The 16,528-nt window shown below is 72.3% G+C and carries 14 protein-coding genes; 8 read left to right on the top strand and 6 right to left on the bottom strand.

Going from position 1 to position 16,528, the window contains the following annotated elements:
• Positions 1-75 precede the first annotated feature (75 nt).
• On the bottom strand, positions 76-1,767 hold the full coding sequence (locus FB047_RS09980) for a phospho-sugar mutase (protein WP_136587047.1): 1,692 nt from the start codon (positions 1,765-1,767) through the stop codon (positions 76-78).
• Positions 1,764-2,597, bottom strand: coding sequence for a purine-nucleoside phosphorylase (locus FB047_RS09975; RefSeq protein WP_136587046.1), 834 nt, complete (start codon positions 2,595-2,597; stop codon positions 1,764-1,766). Before FB047_RS09975 ends, FB047_RS09980 begins: the two co-directional genes overlap by 4 nt.
• Positions 2,598-2,705: 108 nt before the next feature.
• Here FB047_RS09975 and FB047_RS09970 point away from each other — a divergent pair, with 108 nt between their 5' ends.
• Positions 2,706-4,166, top strand: a complete 1,461-nt coding sequence (locus FB047_RS09970) for an NAD(P)H-quinone dehydrogenase (protein ID WP_205822877.1) — start codon at positions 2,706-2,708, stop codon at positions 4,164-4,166.
• Positions 4,167-4,544: 378 nt separating this feature from the next.
• Here the strand turns inward: FB047_RS09970 and FB047_RS09965 are convergent, their stop codons facing one another.
• Together FB047_RS09965 and FB047_RS09960 are read right to left on the bottom strand one after the other, a co-directional pair.
• Entirely contained in the window at positions 4,545-6,311 is a 1,767-nt protein-coding gene (locus FB047_RS09965) for an ATP-binding protein (RefSeq protein WP_136587044.1), read from the bottom strand.
• Between the two features lie 77 nt (positions 6,312-6,388).
• On the bottom strand, positions 6,389-7,036 hold the full coding sequence (locus FB047_RS09960; protein ID WP_136587043.1) for a Maf family protein: 648 nt from the start codon (positions 7,034-7,036) through the stop codon (positions 6,389-6,391).
• 128 nt (positions 7,037-7,164) lie between these two features.
• Between FB047_RS09960 and FB047_RS09955 the strand changes: the two genes are divergently transcribed.
• From FB047_RS09955 to FB047_RS09940, 4 genes are all read left to right on the top strand, one after another.
• Positions 7,165-8,427 carry a class I SAM-dependent RNA methyltransferase gene (locus FB047_RS09955; RefSeq protein ID WP_136587042.1) on the top strand — a complete coding sequence of 421 codons (1,263 nt, stop codon included), beginning with the start codon at positions 7,165-7,167 and terminating at the stop codon, positions 8,425-8,427.
• 83 nt (positions 8,428-8,510) lie between these two features.
• Positions 8,511-9,176 carry a response regulator transcription factor gene (locus FB047_RS09950; RefSeq protein WP_136587041.1) on the top strand — a complete coding sequence of 222 codons (666 nt, stop codon included), beginning with the start codon at positions 8,511-8,513 and terminating at the stop codon, positions 9,174-9,176.
• Positions 9,169-10,425: a sensor histidine kinase gene (locus FB047_RS09945; protein WP_240752713.1), complete on the top strand. Its 1,257-nt coding sequence runs from the start codon at positions 9,169-9,171 to the stop codon at positions 10,423-10,425. The genes FB047_RS09950 and FB047_RS09945 overlap by 8 nt, the downstream gene beginning before the upstream one ends.
• Positions 10,422-11,462, top strand: coding sequence for a hypothetical protein (locus FB047_RS09940; protein WP_136587039.1), 1,041 nt, complete (start codon positions 10,422-10,424; stop codon positions 11,460-11,462). The genes FB047_RS09945 and FB047_RS09940 overlap by 4 nt, the downstream gene beginning before the upstream one ends.
• Positions 11,463-11,765: 303 nt before the next feature.
• Here FB047_RS09940 and FB047_RS09935 read toward each other — a convergent pair whose 3' ends face one another.
• Positions 11,766-12,002, bottom strand: a complete 237-nt coding sequence (locus FB047_RS09935; protein ID WP_136587038.1) for an acyl-CoA carboxylase subunit epsilon — start codon at positions 12,000-12,002, stop codon at positions 11,766-11,768.
• Positions 11,999-13,588 carry an acyl-CoA carboxylase subunit beta gene (locus tag FB047_RS09930; RefSeq protein ID WP_406600881.1) on the bottom strand — a complete coding sequence of 530 codons (1,590 nt, stop codon included), beginning with the start codon at positions 13,586-13,588 and terminating at the stop codon, positions 11,999-12,001. The genes FB047_RS09935 and FB047_RS09930 overlap by 4 nt, the downstream gene beginning before the upstream one ends.
• Positions 13,589-13,736: 148 nt before the next feature.
• Here FB047_RS09930 and FB047_RS09925 point away from each other — a divergent pair, with 148 nt between their 5' ends.
• The 3 genes from FB047_RS09925 (at position 13,737) to FB047_RS09915 (ending at position 16,506) form a co-directional block, all read left to right on the top strand.
• Positions 13,737-14,519: a biotin--[acetyl-CoA-carboxylase] ligase gene (locus FB047_RS09925; protein WP_136587036.1), complete on the top strand. Its 783-nt coding sequence runs from the start codon at positions 13,737-13,739 to the stop codon at positions 14,517-14,519.
• Positions 14,520-14,579: 60 nt separating this feature from the next.
• Positions 14,580-15,134 carry a PH domain-containing protein gene (locus FB047_RS09920; protein ID WP_136587035.1) on the top strand — a complete coding sequence of 185 codons (555 nt, stop codon included), beginning with the start codon at positions 14,580-14,582 and terminating at the stop codon, positions 15,132-15,134.
• Between the two features lie 238 nt (positions 15,135-15,372).
• Positions 15,373-16,506, top strand: a complete 1,134-nt coding sequence (locus FB047_RS09915; protein WP_136587034.1) for a 5-(carboxyamino)imidazole ribonucleotide synthase — start codon at positions 15,373-15,375, stop codon at positions 16,504-16,506.
• Positions 16,507-16,528: the final 22 nt, after the last annotated feature.

The raw sequence follows: 16,528 nt of genomic DNA, 5'->3' as shown, positions 1-16,528 counted from the left end.
TCGGGGCGTCGGACGTGCAACGGGGTGGTCACCGACCACCCCGTTGCACGCGGAGCACCCCGACAGAACCCCGCCTCAGCGCACCGACGCCAGCAGCTCCTCGGCGCCGGAGCGCAGAGCGGCCAAACGCCGCGCGGCCTTCTTGGCCGACGACCCGCGCACGTCGAGGTACAGCTTGAGCTTGGGCTCGGTCCCGCTCGGGCGCACGATGAGACGCGAGCCGTCGTCGAGCCACAGCCGCAGCACGTCGCCCGGCGGCAGGCCGTCGACGCCCTGCAGCAGATCGTCGATGCGCGTCACCGCGATCTCGCCGACCGCGGACGGAGGCTGGGCGCGCAGGGATGCCATGATCCCGGCGATCTCGCTCACGTCGCTCACGCGGATCGAGATCTGATCGCTCGCGAATGCGCCGAAGGTGTCGCGGAACTCCTGCAGCAGATCGGCGACGGTGCGGCCCTCGGCGCGCGCCGCCGATGCCATCTCGAGCAGGGCGACCGCGGCGGAGATGCCGTCTTTGTCGCGCACCGTCCCGGGATTGACGAGGTAGCCGAGCGCCTCCTCGAAGCCGAAGACGATGCCGGGTGCCCGCGAGATCCACTTGAAGCCCGTGAGCGTCGAGTGGAAGTTCAGGCCGTAGTGCTCGGCGACGGCCTGCAGCCCGGGCGACGACACGAGCGAGCACGCGAGGGATGCCGCGGCCCCGGCCTCGTCCGCTTCGGATCCGCGCGCGCCGGCCGCGGCCCGCGCCGCCCGCCAGCCGAGCAGCAGCCCGATCTCGTTGCCGGTCAGACGGCGCCAGCCGCCCTCGGCGCCGGCGTCGGGGATCGCGACGGCGAGGCGGTCGGCATCCGGGTCGTTCGCGATGACGAGCTCGGCGTCGACGGAGCGCGCGGTCTCGAACGACAGGTCCATCGCGCCGGGCTCTTCGGGGTTGGGGAACGCCACCGTCGGGAAGCGCCCGTCGGGGTGGATCTGCGCCTCGACCACCGTGGGCGCGGGATACCCGGCCTCGGCGAGCACGCGCGACACGGTCTCCCACCCGACGCCGTGCATCGCGGTGTAGACCCAGTTCAGCCCCTCGGCGCCCGCGGGAGCGGGGCCGACCGCGGCGGTCGCGGAGATGTACGCCTCGACGACCGATTCGGGGGCGTTGGCGTAGCCCACCGAGCGCGGCAGGGTGGTGATGTTGCCCTCGTCGGCGACCCGCTGGATGTGCGCGGCGATCTCGGCGTCGGCGGGGGAGACGATCTGCGCCCCCTCGTCGTCGCCGCCGAGGTAGACCTTGTAGCCGTTATCGTCGGGCGGATTGTGACTGGCGGTGACCATGACGCCCGCGTCGGCGCCGAGGTGGCGCACGGCGAACGCCAGCACCGGGGTCGGCAGCAGGCGGGGGAGCAGGATCGCGTTCAGCCCCGCCCCGGCGAAGATCTCGACCGAGTCGCGGGCGAACACGTCGGAGTTGCGCCGCCCGTCGTAGCCGACGACCACGGTCGGAGCGCCCGACGACCGCTCGCGCAGGTACGCCGCGAAGCCGGCCGCGGCCTGCGCCACGAGCACGCGGTTCATGCGGTTGGGGCCCGCTCCGAGCGTTCCGCGCAGTCCCGCCGTGCCGAACGCCAGGCGGGTGGAGAAGCGATCGTCCAGGTCGGTTGTCGCCTCGGCATCCCCCGACTCGACGCGGGCGAGGAGGTCTTCGAGCTCGGCGCGGGTCACGGCATCCGGATCCTGGGCGAGCCAGGCGCGGGCCGCGGCGACGTGCTCGCTCACAACGCGCCGATCACGCGGGCCAGCAGCGCGGAGATGACGGGCTCGGCGTCGCGACCGGCCTCGAGCACCTCCTCGTGGCTGAGCGGGGTCTTCTGGATACCGGCGGCCAGGTTCGTGATGAGCGAGAAGCCGAGGATCTCCATGCCGGCCTGACGAGCGGCGATCGCTTCGAGCGCGGTCGACATGCCGACGATGTGGCCGCCGATCGTCTTGGCCATCTGCACCTCGGCGGGCGTCTCATAGTGGGGCCCGCGGAACTGCGTGTACACGCCCTCGTCGAGCGTGGGGTCGATCGAGCGCGCCACGTCGCGCAGGCGCGTCGAGTACAGGTCGGTGAGGTCGATGAAGGTCGCGCCCTCGAGGGGCGAGTCGGCGGTGAGGTTGATGTGGTCGCTGATCAGCACGGGCTGGCCGGGCTTCCACGTCTCGCGGATGCCGCCGGCGCCGTTCGTGAGGATCATCGTCGTCGCACCCGTCGCGGCCGCGGTGCGCACGCTGTGCACGACTCGGCGCACGCCGTGGCCCTCGTAGTAGTGCGTGCGGGCGCCGATGACGAGGACGTTCTTGCCGCCGGGGGTGCGGACGCTGCGCAGGGTGCCGACGTGGCCCTCGAGGGCGGGCTTGCTGAAGCCGGTGACCTCGGTCGCGGGGAACGACGCCGTCTCCTCGCCGATGAGCTCGGCGGCGCGCCCCCAGCCCGACCCGAGGGTCACGGCGATGTCGTGGTGCTCGACCCCGGAGAGGCGGGCGATGTCGGCCGCCGCGGTCCGGGCGACCTCGAAGGGGTCGACGGCCGGGTCGTCGAGCGGGTGAGATGTGCTGTTGGACATTCCCCCACTCTAGAAACTGCGGGGCCCGCGGGCCAGACGGCGCACCTCGACACCCAGCGTGTCGTGCTCGGCTGGGTGTCGCATCGGCATCCGCCCAGCGCTGACAGAATGGATGCCATGGTGCAGAGCTTCGAGCGCAAGCAGTCCGTCGCGATCGTCGGCGGAGGCCCCGGCGGATACGAGGCGGCCCTCTCGGCGGCGCAGCTCGGCGCCGACGTCACCCTCGTCGAGCGCGCGGGCGTCGGCGGCTCGGCCGTCATCACCGACGTCGTGCCCTCGAAGACGCTCATCGCCACGGCCGACGCGGCCGTCGCCATCCGCAACGCCAGCGACCTCGGCGTGCAGTTGTTCGCGAAGGACGACCGCGGCAAGCCGCTGACCCCCGAGGTCGCCATCAACCTCGCCGCCGTCAATCAGCGTCTGCTCTCGCTCGCCCGGCAGCAGTCCGACGACATGCGTTCGTCGCTGCTCGAGGCGGGCGTGCGCATCATCTCGGGTCACGGCCGTCTCGACGGCAACGGCGCGGTGGTCGTGTCCACCGAGGCCGGCGGCACCGACTTCGACCGCATCGAGGCCGAGACCCTCGTCGTCTCGGTCGGAGCATCGCCGCGCGAGCTGCCGTCCGCGAAGCCCGACGGCGAGAGCATCCTCACCTGGACGCAGCTGTACAACATGAAGTCCGTGCCCTCCCACCTCATCGTGGTCGGCTCGGGCGTCACCGGCGCCGAGTTCGCGTCGGCGTACATGAACCTCGGGGCCAAGGTCACGCTCGTCTCGAGCCGCGATCAGGTGCTGCCCGGAGAGGATCAGGATGCCGCGGCCGTCCTCGAGCGCGTCTTCCAGCGCGGCGGCATGACGCTGCTCGCGAAGGCCCGCGCCGACTCGGTCGTGAACACCGGCGACGGGGTGACCGTGACGCTCTCGGACGGGCGCACCATCGAGGGCAGCCACTGCCTCATGGCCGTCGGCTCGATCCCGAACACCGCGGGCCTCGGCCTCGAGCAGGCGGGCGTTCAGATGACGGCATCCGGTCACATCCGCGTGAACCGCGTCGCGCGCACCTCGGTGCCGAACATCTACGCCGCCGGCGACTGCACGAACTTCTACCCCCTGGCATCCGTCGCCTCGATGCAGGGACGCCAGGCGATCTTCCACGCCCTCGGCGACATCGTCATCCCGCTCGAGACCCGCCGCATCACGGCCAACATCTTCACGGCGCCCGAGATCGCCACCGTCGGCTTCAGCGAGCAGGACGTGATCGAGGGACGGATCGCCGGCAAGGTGCGTAAGCTCCCGCTCTCGGCCAACCCGCGCGCGAAGATGCAGGGCATCACCGACGGCTTCGTCAAGCTGATCGCCCGGGAGGGCAGCGGCACGGTCATGGGCGGTGTCATCGTCGGGCCGAAGGCGTCGGAGCTGATCTACCCGATCGCGATCGCCGTCGAGCGGCGTCTCACCGTCGACCAGGTCGCCCGCGTGTTCGCGGTGTACCCCTCGCTGACCTCGAGCATCACCGACGCCGCGCGCGCGATGCACATCGTCGACCGCGACGACCCCGGCGAGGACTGAGCGCGCCCGGATGCCGCTCGGCATCGCGCCCTGAGCGCCGCTCGTCCCTCTTCGTGCGCTCGGCGTCGCGCGCTGCGCGCTGCTCGTCCCACTTTTGGCGGTGCGTGTCCCGATTGTGGTCGGTGTGCAGCGGTGGGACCGGCCATAAGTGGGACGAGGGTTTCCTGCTGGGGTGGGTTGCGGGTGCTCGTTCCCTTTGTACGCTCGGCGTTGCGCGCTGTGCGGGTGCTCGTCCCACTTTTGACGGTGCGTGTCCCGATCGTGGTGGGTGTGCGGCGGTGGGACCGGCCATGAGTGGGACGAGGGGGTGCAGCTGACGCCGCACGAACGACGGCGCCGCACCCCCGGAGGAGTGCGGCGCCGTGACGAAGCAGGGTGTCAGCTGATCAGCAGCAGCTGGTGCCCGGCCGAGACCGTGGTGCCGGGGTTCGCGTCGATGGAAGCGACCGTTCCGTCCTTATGCGCCTGGATGGGCTGCTCCATCTTCATCGCCTCGAGCACGACGACGAGGTCGCCCTTGACGACCTGCTGACCCTCCTCGACGGCGACCTTGACGATCGTGGCCTGCATCGGCGACTTGACCGCGTCGCCGGTGGCGCCGGCCGCGGGCGATGCCGCGTGGGAGCGACGGGACGGGGGAGCGGCGGCGGGGCGTCCCCCCTGCGGGGCCGCGGCCGTGATGCGGTCGGGCAGGCTCACCTCGAGGCGCTTGCCGCCGACCTCGACGACGACGGTGTGCCGGCCGACCTCGGCGGCGGGGGCGTCGAGCTCGCCGTCCCACGCGGGGATGTCGTTGACGAACTCCGTCTCGATCCAGCGGGTGAAGACGCCGAAGGAGCCGTCCTCCGCGGTGAAGGCGGGGTCGCGCACGACCTTGCGGTGGAAGGGCAGCACGGTCGGCATGCCGGCGACCTCGAACTCGTCGAGGGCGCGACGCGCGCGCTCGAGCGCCTCGGCGCGGTCGCGACCGGTGACGATGATCTTCGCCAGCAGCGAGTCGAAGGCCCCCGAGACGCTGTCGCCGGCGGTCACGCCGGAGTCGAGACGGATGCCGGGGCCGCCGAACGTCTTGAAGACGTGGATCGGTCCCGGCTGGGGGAGGAAGCCTCGGCCCGGGTCCTCGCCGTTGATGCGGAACTCGATCGAGTGACCGGTGGGCGCGGGGTCGTCGTAGCCGAGCTCCTCGCCCTCGGCCACGCGGAACTGCTCGCGCACGAGGTCGATCCCGGTGACCTCTTCGGAGACGGGGTGCTCGACCTGCAGGCGCGTGTTGACCTCGAGGAACGAGATGGTGCCGTCGGCGCCGATGAGGAATTCGCACGTGCCGGCTCCGACGTACCCGACCTCCTTGAGGATGGCCTTGGATGCCGCGTAGAGGATCGCGTTCTGCTCGTCGCTGAGGAACGGCGCGGGGGCCTCCTCGACGAGCTTCTGGTGGCGCCGCTGCAGCGAGCAGTCGCGCGTGGAGACGACGACGACGTTGCCCGCGCTGTCGGCGAGGCACTGCGTCTCGACGTGGCGCGGCTTGTCGAGGTATTTCTCGACGAAGCACTCGCCGCGACCGAAGGCGGCGACGGCCTCGCGCGTGGCGGACTCGAACATCTCGGCGACCTCGTCGAGCTCGCGCGCGACCTTGAGGCCGCGTCCGCCGCCGCCGTAGGCCGCCTTGATGGCGATCGGCAGGCCGACCTCGTTGGCGAACGCGATGACCTCGTCGGCGCCCGAGACGGGGCCGGGCGTTCCCGGAGCGAGGGGCGCGCCGACCTTCTCGGCGACGTGGCGGGCGGTGACCTTGTCGCCGAGCGCCTCGATGGCATCCGGCGAGGGGCCGATCCAGACGAGACCCGCACCGATCACGGCGCGCGCGAAGTCGGCGTTCTCGGCGAGGAATCCGTAGCCCGGGTGCACGGCATCGGCGCCGGAGCGGCGGGCGACCGAGAGGATCTTCTCGATCGAGAGGTAGGTGTCGGCGCTGGTCGCGCCGTCGAGGGCGTAGGCCTCGTCGGCGAGGCGGGTGTGCAGGGCGTCACGGTCCTGATCGGCGTAGACGGCCACGGAGGCCTTCCCCGAATCGCGGGCGGCACGGATGACTCGGACGGCGATCTCGCCGCGGTTGGCGACAAGGACCTTGGCGATCTTCGGCATCCTCCCAGCCTAGCGAGGGGGCACGCGGGCCTTTTGACACTCCTCGACAAGAAACGCCGAGAAACGTGTGCGGGTGTCTACGAACGGTTCCAGAGCGAGGTCCAGGATCCGCCCAGTTCGCGTACGAGACGGCGGATCGTCGACAGCGACATCCCCACGACCGTCGACGGGTCGCCTTCCACGCGCTCGATGAACGCGCCGCCCAGGCTGTCGACGGTGAAGGCCCCGGCGACCAGGAGCGGTTCGCCGCTGGCCACGTAGGCCGCGATCTCGTCGTCGTCGACGTCGGCGGCGAAGGTCACCGACGCCTCGGCGACGGCGTACGCCTCGCGCGGTTCCGCGCCCGGGGACAGGCGGAAGACGCTGTGCCCCGAGTGCAGCACGCCCGTGCGTCCGCGCATCCCGAGCCACCGGGCGGTGGCGGCCTCGGCCGTGTAGGGCTTTCCGAGGATCTCGTCGCCGAGCGCGAACATCGAGTCGCCGCCGATGACGACCCCGTCGAAGTCCGGGTCCTCGGCGCGCAGGCGGTGCGCGACGTCGGCGGCCTTGCGACGGGCCAGCAGGAGCACGTGCTCGGGCGCGGGGAGGCGACGTTCCTCGGCCGCCTCGACCTCGGCGATCACGGCCTCCTCGTCGACCTGCGGCGCTCGCGACTCGGGTTCGATGCCCGCCTGGCGCAGCAGCATCAGACGAGCGGGAGAAGTGGATGCCAGGCACACGCGCATGCGCCAACGCTACCCACCACGGGCCCGGGCTGCTGCCCCCGGCGGGGCGGCTGAGCCGGCGGGGCGACTGAGCCTGTCGAAGCCCCCGGACCCGGCTCCCTCCCGGCCGCGTATGACAGGCTCGGAGCATGCACGACGGCGACCTCATCGATCTCGACATCACCGGTATCGCCCACGGCGGGGTGTTCGTCGCCCGTCACGAGGGGCGCGTCGTGTTCGTCCCCGACACCCTGCCGGGCGAGCGCATCCGCGCCCGACTCACCGACACGCGCAAGAAGGCGTTCTGGCGGGCGGAGGCGCTCGAGGTCCTCGAGGCCGCGCCCGAGCGTCAGCCGCACGTCTGGGCCGCCGCGGCGATCGACGTCGACCCCGCGGAGCGCGCCGGCGGTGCCGAGTTCGGCCACATCGCGCTCGCGCATCAGCGCGCCCTGAAGGAACGCGTCATCCGCGAGGCGGTCGAACGCGTCGGTCGACTCGACCTTCCCGTCGACGTCGCCGCCGCCGGGGACGAGTCTCAGCCCGAGTCTCCCGACGGCACCGGGTGGAGAACGCGCGTGAGCCTGCACGTCGACGAGGACGGCCGCGTCGGGGCGTTCGCCGCCCGCTCGCACCACGTCGTCGAGGCGCCCGACCTGCCCCTGGCGACCGCGGCCGTCGCGCGCGCCGCTGCGGAGGTGCGCGCCGGGCGCGCGCGCCCCGGGCGCATCGACCTCGTCCAGCCCGCCGACGGCCGCGTGCGCGTGCTCGTCCGACCCGACGGCGAGCGACGCGCGCTGGATGCCGAGGTCGTCGAGGAACGCGTCGGCGACCGGGTCTTCCGCGTCGACGCGGGCGGCTTCTGGCAGGTGCACCGCCTCGCGGCGCGTACGCTGACCAGCCTCGTCGCGTCCGAGCTGGCGGCATCCGTCGGCGCGCTGGATCCCGAGGCGTCGCATCTCGACCTCTACGGCGGCGTGGGACTGTTCGCCGCAACCCTCGGCGAGGCGGGTGGGAGCGGCACGCGCGTGGTGAGCGTCGAGAGCGATCCGCGCGCGACCGAGCACGCCGGAGAGAACCTCGCCGAGTGGGTCGGCGCCCGGGCCGAGACGGCTCGCGTCGACCGGTTCGTCGCGAAGCTCGCGGCCGACGCCTCCGCGCGCGAGCGCGAGCGCCTCTCGCGCGGCGTCGTGCTGCTCGACCCTCCGCGGGCCGGCGCCGGTCGCACCGTGGTCGAGCAGATCGCCGGTCTCGCTCCCTCGGCCGTGGTCTACGTCGCGTGCGACCCGGTTGCCCTCGCCCGTGACCTGGCGACCTTCGCCGAGCTCGGGTACCGCGCCGATCGCGGCATCCGCGGCGTCGATCTGTTCCCGAACTCCCACCACGTCGAGGCCGTCACCGTCCTGCGACGCTGATCTCCGGGGAGGAGGGCGGGCGGGACGCGCCGCGTCGCAGATGTCCTCCGGCGCGGCGGGGGCCGCGCCGATACGATGACAGGATGACGCGCGTCGCCCTCATCGATGACCACGAGTCGGTCCGGCTCGGGCTGGAGGCCGCCCTGGCGCGCACCGAGGCCACGCAGGTCGTCTTCTCCGGCGCGAACGTGGCGGCCTACCTGAGTTGGCGGCAGGGCGCGGCCGAGACGCCGGCCGACGTCGTCGTGCTCGATCTCACCCTCGGCGACGGCACGACGGTCTCCGAGAACGTCGACCGCGTCGTGCGCGACGGCTCGAGCGTGATCATCCACAGCGTCGCCGACCGCGCGGGCGCCGTGCGCGAGGCGCTCGCCGCGGGCGCCGCGGGCATCGTCAGCAAGTCGTCGCCCACGCACGAGGTGCTGGGTGCCATCCGCACGGTCGCGCGCGGCGAGCTGCTCGACAACGTCGAGTGGGCCAGCGCCGTCGAGGGCGACCGCGACTTCGCCGACGCGCAGCTCTCGGCGCGCGAGCGCGAGGTGCTGCGCCTGTACGCGGCGGGTCTGCCGCTGAAGGCCGTGGCCGAGAGACTCGGCGTCGCCTACTCCACGGCGAAGGAGAACATCACCCGGGTGCGGGTGAAGTACGTCGAGGTGGGGCGACCGGCGCCCACCAAGGTCGATCTGTTGCGACGCGCGATGGAAGACGGCATCCTGCAGGATGCGCCAGATGACAGCGGCCGTGGCTGAGACGGACCGGTCGGTGCTCGACGAGGCGTGGGGTCGCATCCCCCACACGCGCGAGAGTCAGGCCGACCAGGGGACGTTCACCCAGACGCGCATCGAGCGCGTCATCACCCTCATCGTCGGGCCCGGCTCGCTTGTGCTCGGCGCCCAGGCCTTCGTCGCGGCGTTCGGCCCCGGAGACGAGGCCACGGGATGGCACACCCCCCTCGTGCTGGCGGTGTTCATCCCCCTCGTCGCCATGATCATCGCGTGCAGCGTGGGGCGATTCGCGCGATTGTTCTCCGGCGTCTTCGCGGTCGTGTTCGTGCTCGCCCTCGCGGTGTGGCCGATCGCGACGGCCGGGGGACCGGCGCCGACGCCGACCGAGAACCCATGGATCTTCTACCTCGTCAACGTCGCCACCGTGTCGACCATCGTCGCGTTCCCGCTCCCGTTGCAGATCGTCTGGACGGTGGCCACGCCGCTGCTGTTCGGCGTCGTGCGCCTGCTGCAGGCGGGAGGGCGCCCGGACTTCGTCCTCCCCGTCATCCTCGACGTCACCTTCGCCCTGATCCTCGGCAGCGTCCTGCTGACGCTCGGCTGGATGTACCGCTCGATCGCCGCCAACGTCGACCAGGCGCGGGCCGTCGCGGTCTCGAGCTACGCCTCGGCGGCCGCCACGGCGGCGACCGAGCACGAGCGCGTCGCGGTGGCCGCCCTCATGCACGACAGCGTGCTCGGCGCCCTCCTCGCGGCCGAACGCGCGTCGAGTCCTCGCGAGCGCACACTGGCGGTGAGCATGGCCCGCGAGGCGCTCACGCGCCTGGCGAACGCCGAGAAGGACTCCCTCGAGGGCAGCGACGAGCCGGTCCCCGCCCTGCGCCTCGCCGACGACATCGAGGTCGCCGCCCGCGAGCTCGGCATCGACCTGGCGGTGACGCGATCGGTCGAGGAGGGCACGCCTCGGGTGCCGGGCCGCGTGGCCCGCGCCCTCGTGCTCGCCGCGATGCAGGCCGTCGCCAACGCCGTCCAGCACGCCGACGCGCAGGGCCTCACGGTCGAACTGACGGGCGACAGCGCTCCCGGCGGCGTGGCGGTGCGCGTGCGCGACACCGGGCCCGGCTTCGACGTGTCCGCCATCCCGGCCGACCGCCTCGGCATCCGCGGGTCGATCAACGCGCGGCTCGCCGCCGTCGGCGGACGCAGCGACATCGAGTCGACGTCCGCCGGCACGACGGTGACCCTCGAGTGGGAGAGCGGGGACCGCTGGTGACCGTCCGCTCGGTGCTGTCGGTCATCGGACTGGCCTTCACCGCCTACCTCGCGGCCCGCGGGCTCATCTGGACCTCTCCCGAGACGGTCGAGCGCGGCTGGCTGATCGTGGCGGCCCTGGTGCTGTACCTCCCCGTCACGTGGCTCTGGATCTTCGCCATCGGCGCGCGCGAGCGCACGACCGCCCAGGCCTCGCCCGTGACCTCTCCCGCCAAACTCCCCGGGTGGGGCGTCGCCCTCGCTCTCCTGGCCGCGGTCGTCGTCCCGAACGCCCCCTTCCTGGCCGTCACCGAGGCGGGTCGCTCGCAGCCCTTCGTGACCTGGGTCATCGGGGGCATCGGCGCCCTCATGACGATCGTCATGGTGCGTCGGCGCCCCATCGTCGCGTGGACGGGGATGGCGTTGCTGACGCTGTCGACCTCCTTCTGGCTGGGCCCGCTGCAGGCGCTGAGCCTCGGCCTGGTCGGATCGCTCATGTGGGTGACCGCGGCGCAGTTGGTCACGATCGCCCTCGACCGTGCCGCGCGCGACGCCGAACGCCTCGCCGAGCTCCAGCAGGCGGCATCCGCGTGGCAGGCGTCGCAGAGCGGGAGGCAGCGCGAGCGCCGTCTCCACGTGCAGCGCGCGCTGCAGGCGGCGGGGCCGATTCTCGCGCGCACGATCGAGTTCGGCGGCAACCTGCGCGCGGCCGACAAGGAGGCCGCTCGCCGGGCGGAGGCGAGCCTGCGCGACGAACTGCGCGGCAACCGCCTGCTCGACGACGGGGTGCGCACCGAGATCGAGGCCGCGCGTCGCCGCGGTTCCGCGGTCAGCCTGTTCGACGAGGGAGGCCTCGAGGGGTTGCGTCCCGCCGACCTCGACGCCATCCGCACCGAGTTGGCATCCGTCCTGCGCGACGCCGTGTCTCAGCGGGTCATCATCCGCACGTCCCCGCATCACGAGGTCGCGGTGACCGTCGTCGGGCGCTCCCCGGGCGAGGGCGCCGGGGGCGACGACGACGAGGTCGATCTCTGGCGCGAGATCCGCCGCCCGCGCTGACCGCACTGCACCGCCTCGACCGCTCGTCGTGCGGGTCACAGCGGGAGGGCACACCCCTCACCCGCCGGCCTGACCGACGCGGATGGGGGGATTCGTCGACGCTGCCGAGAGTGAGGGGTGAGGGGCGGCGATGTCGCCTGCCCCCCACCCGGACGAACGGTTACCCGAAAACCGTTCGTGCGGTCGAATCCGGCTCGAAGGAGCGGTCCGACCGAACGCATGATGCGTTCCAGCTCCTCCAGTATTCGCGAGGCGTTCCCCCGCGTCTGTAGGTATTTCGGGGGACACTTCCCGTCCGAGCGGTCAGCCGGTGAAGCCGTTCCACCCCGCGGCGCGGTTCAGCGGCGTGCGCAGGCCGCGCGCCGACAGCTCCCAGCGCGAGCGCGGGGCGTCGTCGGGAGCCGTGGCATCGGCGACCTCGCGCACGTACGCCTCGCCGACAACGACGATCGCCGCGGCGAGCTCCTCTTCGGTGGGGGTTCCGCGCACGACCTCCGCCACGACGGGCGGGAGGCCGGTGGCGCCGGTCGCGTCGCTCACAGCGGGATGTTCCCGTGCTTCTTGGCCGGCAGGCTCGCACGCTTGTTTCGCAGCGCGCGCAGGGCCTTGGCGATCGAGACGCGCGTCTGCGCCGGCTCGATGATGCCGTCGAGCTCTCCGCGCTCGGCCGCGAGGAACGGGGATGCCACGTTGTACGTGTACTCGTTCGCGAGGCGCGTGCGCACGGCGGCGACGTCTTCGCCGGCTTCCTCGGCGCGCTTGATCTCGCCGCGGTACAGGATGTTCACCGCGCCCTGGCCGCCCATGACGGCGATCTCGGCGGTGGGCCAGGCGAGGTTGATGTCGGCGCCGAGCTGCTTGGAGCCCATGACGATGTAGGCCCCGCCGTAGGCCTTGCGCAGGATCACGGTGACCAGGGGCACCGTCGCCTCGGCGTAGGCGTAGAGGAGCTTGGCGCCGCGGCGGATGACGCCGGTCCACTCCTGGTCGGTGCCGGGCAGGTAGCCGGGCACGTCGACGAGGGTCACGATCGGCACCGAGAACGCGTCGCAGAAGCGCACGAAGCGGCTGGCCTTCTCTCCGGCGTCGATGTTGAGCGTCCCCGCCATCTGCGAGGGCTGGTTCGCGATGATGCCGACCGTGCGCCCCTCGATGCGGCCGAAGCCGATCACGATGTTCGGCGCGAACAGCGGCTGAACCTCGAGGAAGTCGCCGGCGTCGACGATCCCGTCGATGACCGTGTGGATGTCGTACGGCTGATTCGGGGAGTCGGGGATGATCGTGTTCAGCGAGCGGTCGGCATCCGTCGTCTCGAACTCGAACGGGGTGTCGTAGACCGGGATCTCGGCGAGGTTGTTGTCGGGCAGGTAGCCGATCAGGCCGCGCGCGTAGTCGATCGCGTCGTCCTCGTCGTCGGCGAGGTAGTGCGCCACACCGGAGCGGGTGTTGTGCGTGAGCGCGCCGCCGAGCTCCTCCATGCCGACGTCCTCGCCGGTGACGGTCTTGATGACGTCGGGGCCGGTGACGAACATCTGGCTGGTCTTGTCGACCATGATCACGAAGTCGGTGAGGGCGGGGGAGTACACCGCGCCGCCAGCGGCGGGTCCCATGATGATCGAGATCTGCGGGATGACGCCCGAGGCCGCCGTGTTGAGGCGGAAGATCTCGCCGTACTTGCCGAGGGCGACGACCCCCTCCTGGATGCGCGCGCCGCCGGAGTCCAGGATGCCGATGATCGGGATGCCGCTGCGCAGAGCGAGTTCCATCACCTTGATGATCTTGTCGCCGGCGACCTCGCCGAGCGACCCGCCGAAGGTCGAGAAGTCCTGCGCGTAGACGGCGACGGTGCGGCCGTGGATGGTTCCGGTGCCCGTGACGACGGAGTCGCCGTAGGGGCGGGACTTGTCCATGCCGAAGGCCGTGGTGCGGTGGCGCACGTACTCGTCGAGCTCGACGAACGAGCCCGGATCGACCAGCATCTCGAGGCGCTCGCGGGCGGTGAGCTTGCCCTTCGCGTGCTGCTTCTGCTGCGCGGCGGCTTCGGCATCGACGACCGCCTCCTGGAACCTGCTGCGCAGGTCCGCGATCTTGCCGGCGGTGGTGAAGAGATCGGGCTGGTCGGTCACGCTTTCCACCCTAGCGACCGCACCGGCACCGGCGTTGGAGGGTGCGCACAAGCGAATCGACCTCGCGCTGTGGCATCCGGCCAGCCCCCGTCTCGATCCGCGCGCGCAACCGGATGCCGACGCGACGCTCGTTCCCTAAGGTGTGGACATGCCGATCCCCGCGTCCGGATACCCCCGCACCGCCGACGTCAGCCCTCGCGTGCAGGTGGTCGCGACCACCGACTCGACCAACGCCGACGTCGTCGCCGCCGTCGCCGCCGACCCCGCCGGCTGGCCGCACCTGTCGCTTCTCGTCACCGACGACCAGCGCGCCGGTCGCGGGCGCCTGGACCGCTCCTGGACGGCGCCGGCGGGAACCGCGCTCGCGGTGTCGGTCGTGGTCGACGCCTCCGGCATCCCGATGGCGCTGCGGGGATGGATCCCCCTCGCGGCCGGAGCGGCGATGACGCGCGCCGTCCGCGCGCAACTGACCGGTCACGGCGGCACGGCCGACCTGAAGTGGCCGAACGACGTGCTCGTCGACGGCGCCAAGATCTGCGGCATCCTGGCCGAAGCGGTGCCGGGCACCTTCGACACCGTGGTGGTGGGGGCGGGCGTGAACACGCGGATGAGCCGGGCCGACCTGCCGGTGACCACCGCGACCTCGTTCCAGGCCATCGGTGCGGAATGCGACGACGACCGCCTCATGGCCGACTATCTCGGTCACCTGCGCGACACCCTCGCCGCCCTCGCCTCCGGTGGGGCGGACCGGGTGCACCGCGACATCGAGAAGCTCTGCGCCACCGTCGGGCGCGACGTGACGGTCTCGCTGCCCGACGGGACGACGCTCCAGGGGCGTGCTGAGCGTCTCGACGACGACGGTCGCCTCGTCGTCACGGCGGGCACGATCGAGACGGTCGTCGCCGCGGGCGACGTCGTGCACGTGCGCTGAGCGCCCCCGCGTCCCGCGTGTGCGCCGGGATCGAGGCCTCCGACGGCGCACAATGAGAGGGTGACCCAGCCGTCGAGCTCGATCGGGCGCCCGCGCATGCCGGCGCCGGGGACGAACGCGCCCGAGCTGAGGATCGCCCGCTTGCGGGCGCACGCGCGAGGGCTGTTCTGGTCGGCGCTCGTGCTGATCGGGGTCGCCGGGGCGACGACGTACTTCTACGACAACCTCCCCGCACCGTTCGAGAACTGGATGCTGCTGACGGCAGCGGCGGTCCTCGTGCTGCTGCTGGTCGTCATCCCTTTCTTCGCGTGGCTGTCGCACACCTGGACCATCACCACGCGGCGCGTGATCGAGCGTTCCGGTCCGTTCGGCTCGACGCAGCGCGAGATCTCCCACGTGCGCGGCTACGCGATCCAGATGCGTCGCGGACTGCTGCAGCGCCTGTGGGGGGCCGGCACCCTGTCGTTGTCGAACGGCGTCGAACCGCCGCTGCGGATGAAGAACATCCCGCACGCCGTGCTCGTGCACGAGACCCTCGTCGACCAGGTCGAGGTCAACCAGATCCTCGCGCACCGCGACTCGCAGACCTTCGGCTCGGGTTCGGTCGGGCTCTGACCCGCAGCGCCGACCCGCTCGACCCGGGTTGTGGCGCGCCGCCCCTGACGCCCCGACGCAGGGGGTGCGCGCTCCCGCGGCCTCGGTGACGGCCCCGCAGGGGCCGCGCCCGCGCATCTCCTGCGTTGTGTCCTCTCGTCGGGCCCCCTCCGGCTCGTGCACGCGCGGGGCGGGCCCGCACCCCGGCTCGCGCCGGCGCCGGCGCCCCGACAGAATGGATGCCGACGGAAGGAGCGGCATGGCGCTGCGAGTCGGAGTGGTCGGTGGCGGACAGCTGGCGCGGATGATGATCGCCCCCGCGGTGGAGCTGGGCGTCGAGATCCGCGTCCTCGCCGAGGACGAGGGCATGTCGGCCGCACTGGCCGCGACCGCCGTCGGCGACTACCGCGACGCGGAGACTGTGCTCGCCTTCGCCCGCGACGTGGACGTCATCACCTTCGACCACGAGCACGTCCCCCAGGACGTGCTCGCCGCCCTCGTCGCCGAAGGTGTCGCCGTGCACCCCGGCCCCGCGCCCCTCGGCGTCGCGCAGGACAAGCTCGTGATGCGCGCGCGCATGGCCGAGCTCGGGCTGCCGCAGCCCGACTGGGCCGCCGTGGCCGACGCGGCGCAGCTGCAGGACTTCCTCGACGCCCACGGCGGTCGGGCGGTCGTGAAGACGCCGCGCGGGGGATACGACGGCAAGGGCGTGCGCGTCGTGTCGTCGGCGACCGAGGCCGACGACTGGTTCGCCGCCCTCGCCGAGGACGCCAACGGCGGATCGCTCCTCGTCGAGGAGCTCGTCGACTTCACACGCGAACTCGCGCAGCAGGTCGCCCGTCGCCCCTCGGGCGAGGTGCGCGCCTACCCGGTGGTCGAGACCGTGCAGCGCGGCGGGGTGTGCGCCGAGGTCGTCGCCCCGGCCCCGCGCGCCGACCAGCGCGTGCAGCGCGTCGCGGCCGAGATCGGCGTCGCGGTCGCCGAGGGCCTCGGGGTGACGGGCATGCTCGCCGTCGAGCTGTTCGAGACCACCGACGAGCGGATCCTCATCAACGAGCTCGCCATGCGCCCGCACAACAGCGGGCATTGGACGCAGGACGGCGCGGTCACCAGCCAGTTCGAGCAGCACCTGCGCGCGGTGCTCGACCTGCCGCTGGGGGCGACGGACGCCGTGGCGCCGTGGACCGTGATGATCAACGTGCTGGGCGGCCCCGCCGAGGGGACCCTCGAGGAGCGCTTCGCCGGCGCGATGGCCGCCCACCCGTCGGCGAAGATCCACACGTACGGCAAGGCGCCGCGCCCGGGCCGCAAGGTCGGGCACGTCAACGTCATCGGCGACGATCTCGACGACGTGGTGTACGAGGGACGAGCGGCGGCGGCGTTCTTCGACTGAGTGCGCGGCGGACCGGGGCTCC

It is taken from the genome of Microbacterium hydrothermale (genome assembly GCF_004854025.1).
GTDB lineage: Bacteria > Actinomycetota > Actinomycetes > Actinomycetales > Microbacteriaceae > Microbacterium > Microbacterium hydrothermale.
This window is presented reverse-complemented; position numbering and strand designations above follow the sequence as displayed.

Excerpts from the sequence above, each read along its gene's own strand:
- FB047_RS09975 (WP_136587046.1), bottom strand. The coding sequence starts at position 2,597 with ATGTCCAACAGCACATCTCACCCGCTCGACGACCCGGCCGTCGACCCC.
- FB047_RS09970 (WP_205822877.1), top strand. The coding sequence starts at position 2,706 with ATGGATGCCATGGTGCAGAGCTTCGAGCGCAAGCAGTCCGTCGCGATC.
- FB047_RS09965 (WP_136587044.1), bottom strand. The coding sequence starts at position 6,311 with ATGCCGAAGATCGCCAAGGTCCTTGTCGCCAACCGCGGCGAGATCGCC.
- FB047_RS09960 (WP_136587043.1), bottom strand. The coding sequence starts at position 7,036 with ATGCGCGTGTGCCTGGCATCCACTTCTCCCGCTCGTCTGATGCTGCTG.
- FB047_RS09955 (WP_136587042.1), top strand. The coding sequence starts at position 7,165 with ATGCACGACGGCGACCTCATCGATCTCGACATCACCGGTATCGCCCAC.
- FB047_RS09950 (WP_136587041.1), top strand. The coding sequence starts at position 8,511 with ATGACGCGCGTCGCCCTCATCGATGACCACGAGTCGGTCCGGCTCGGG.
- FB047_RS09925 (WP_136587036.1), top strand. The coding sequence starts at position 13,737 with ATGCCGATCCCCGCGTCCGGATACCCCCGCACCGCCGACGTCAGCCCT.
- FB047_RS09915 (WP_136587034.1), top strand. The coding sequence starts at position 15,373 with ATGGCGCTGCGAGTCGGAGTGGTCGGTGGCGGACAGCTGGCGCGGATG.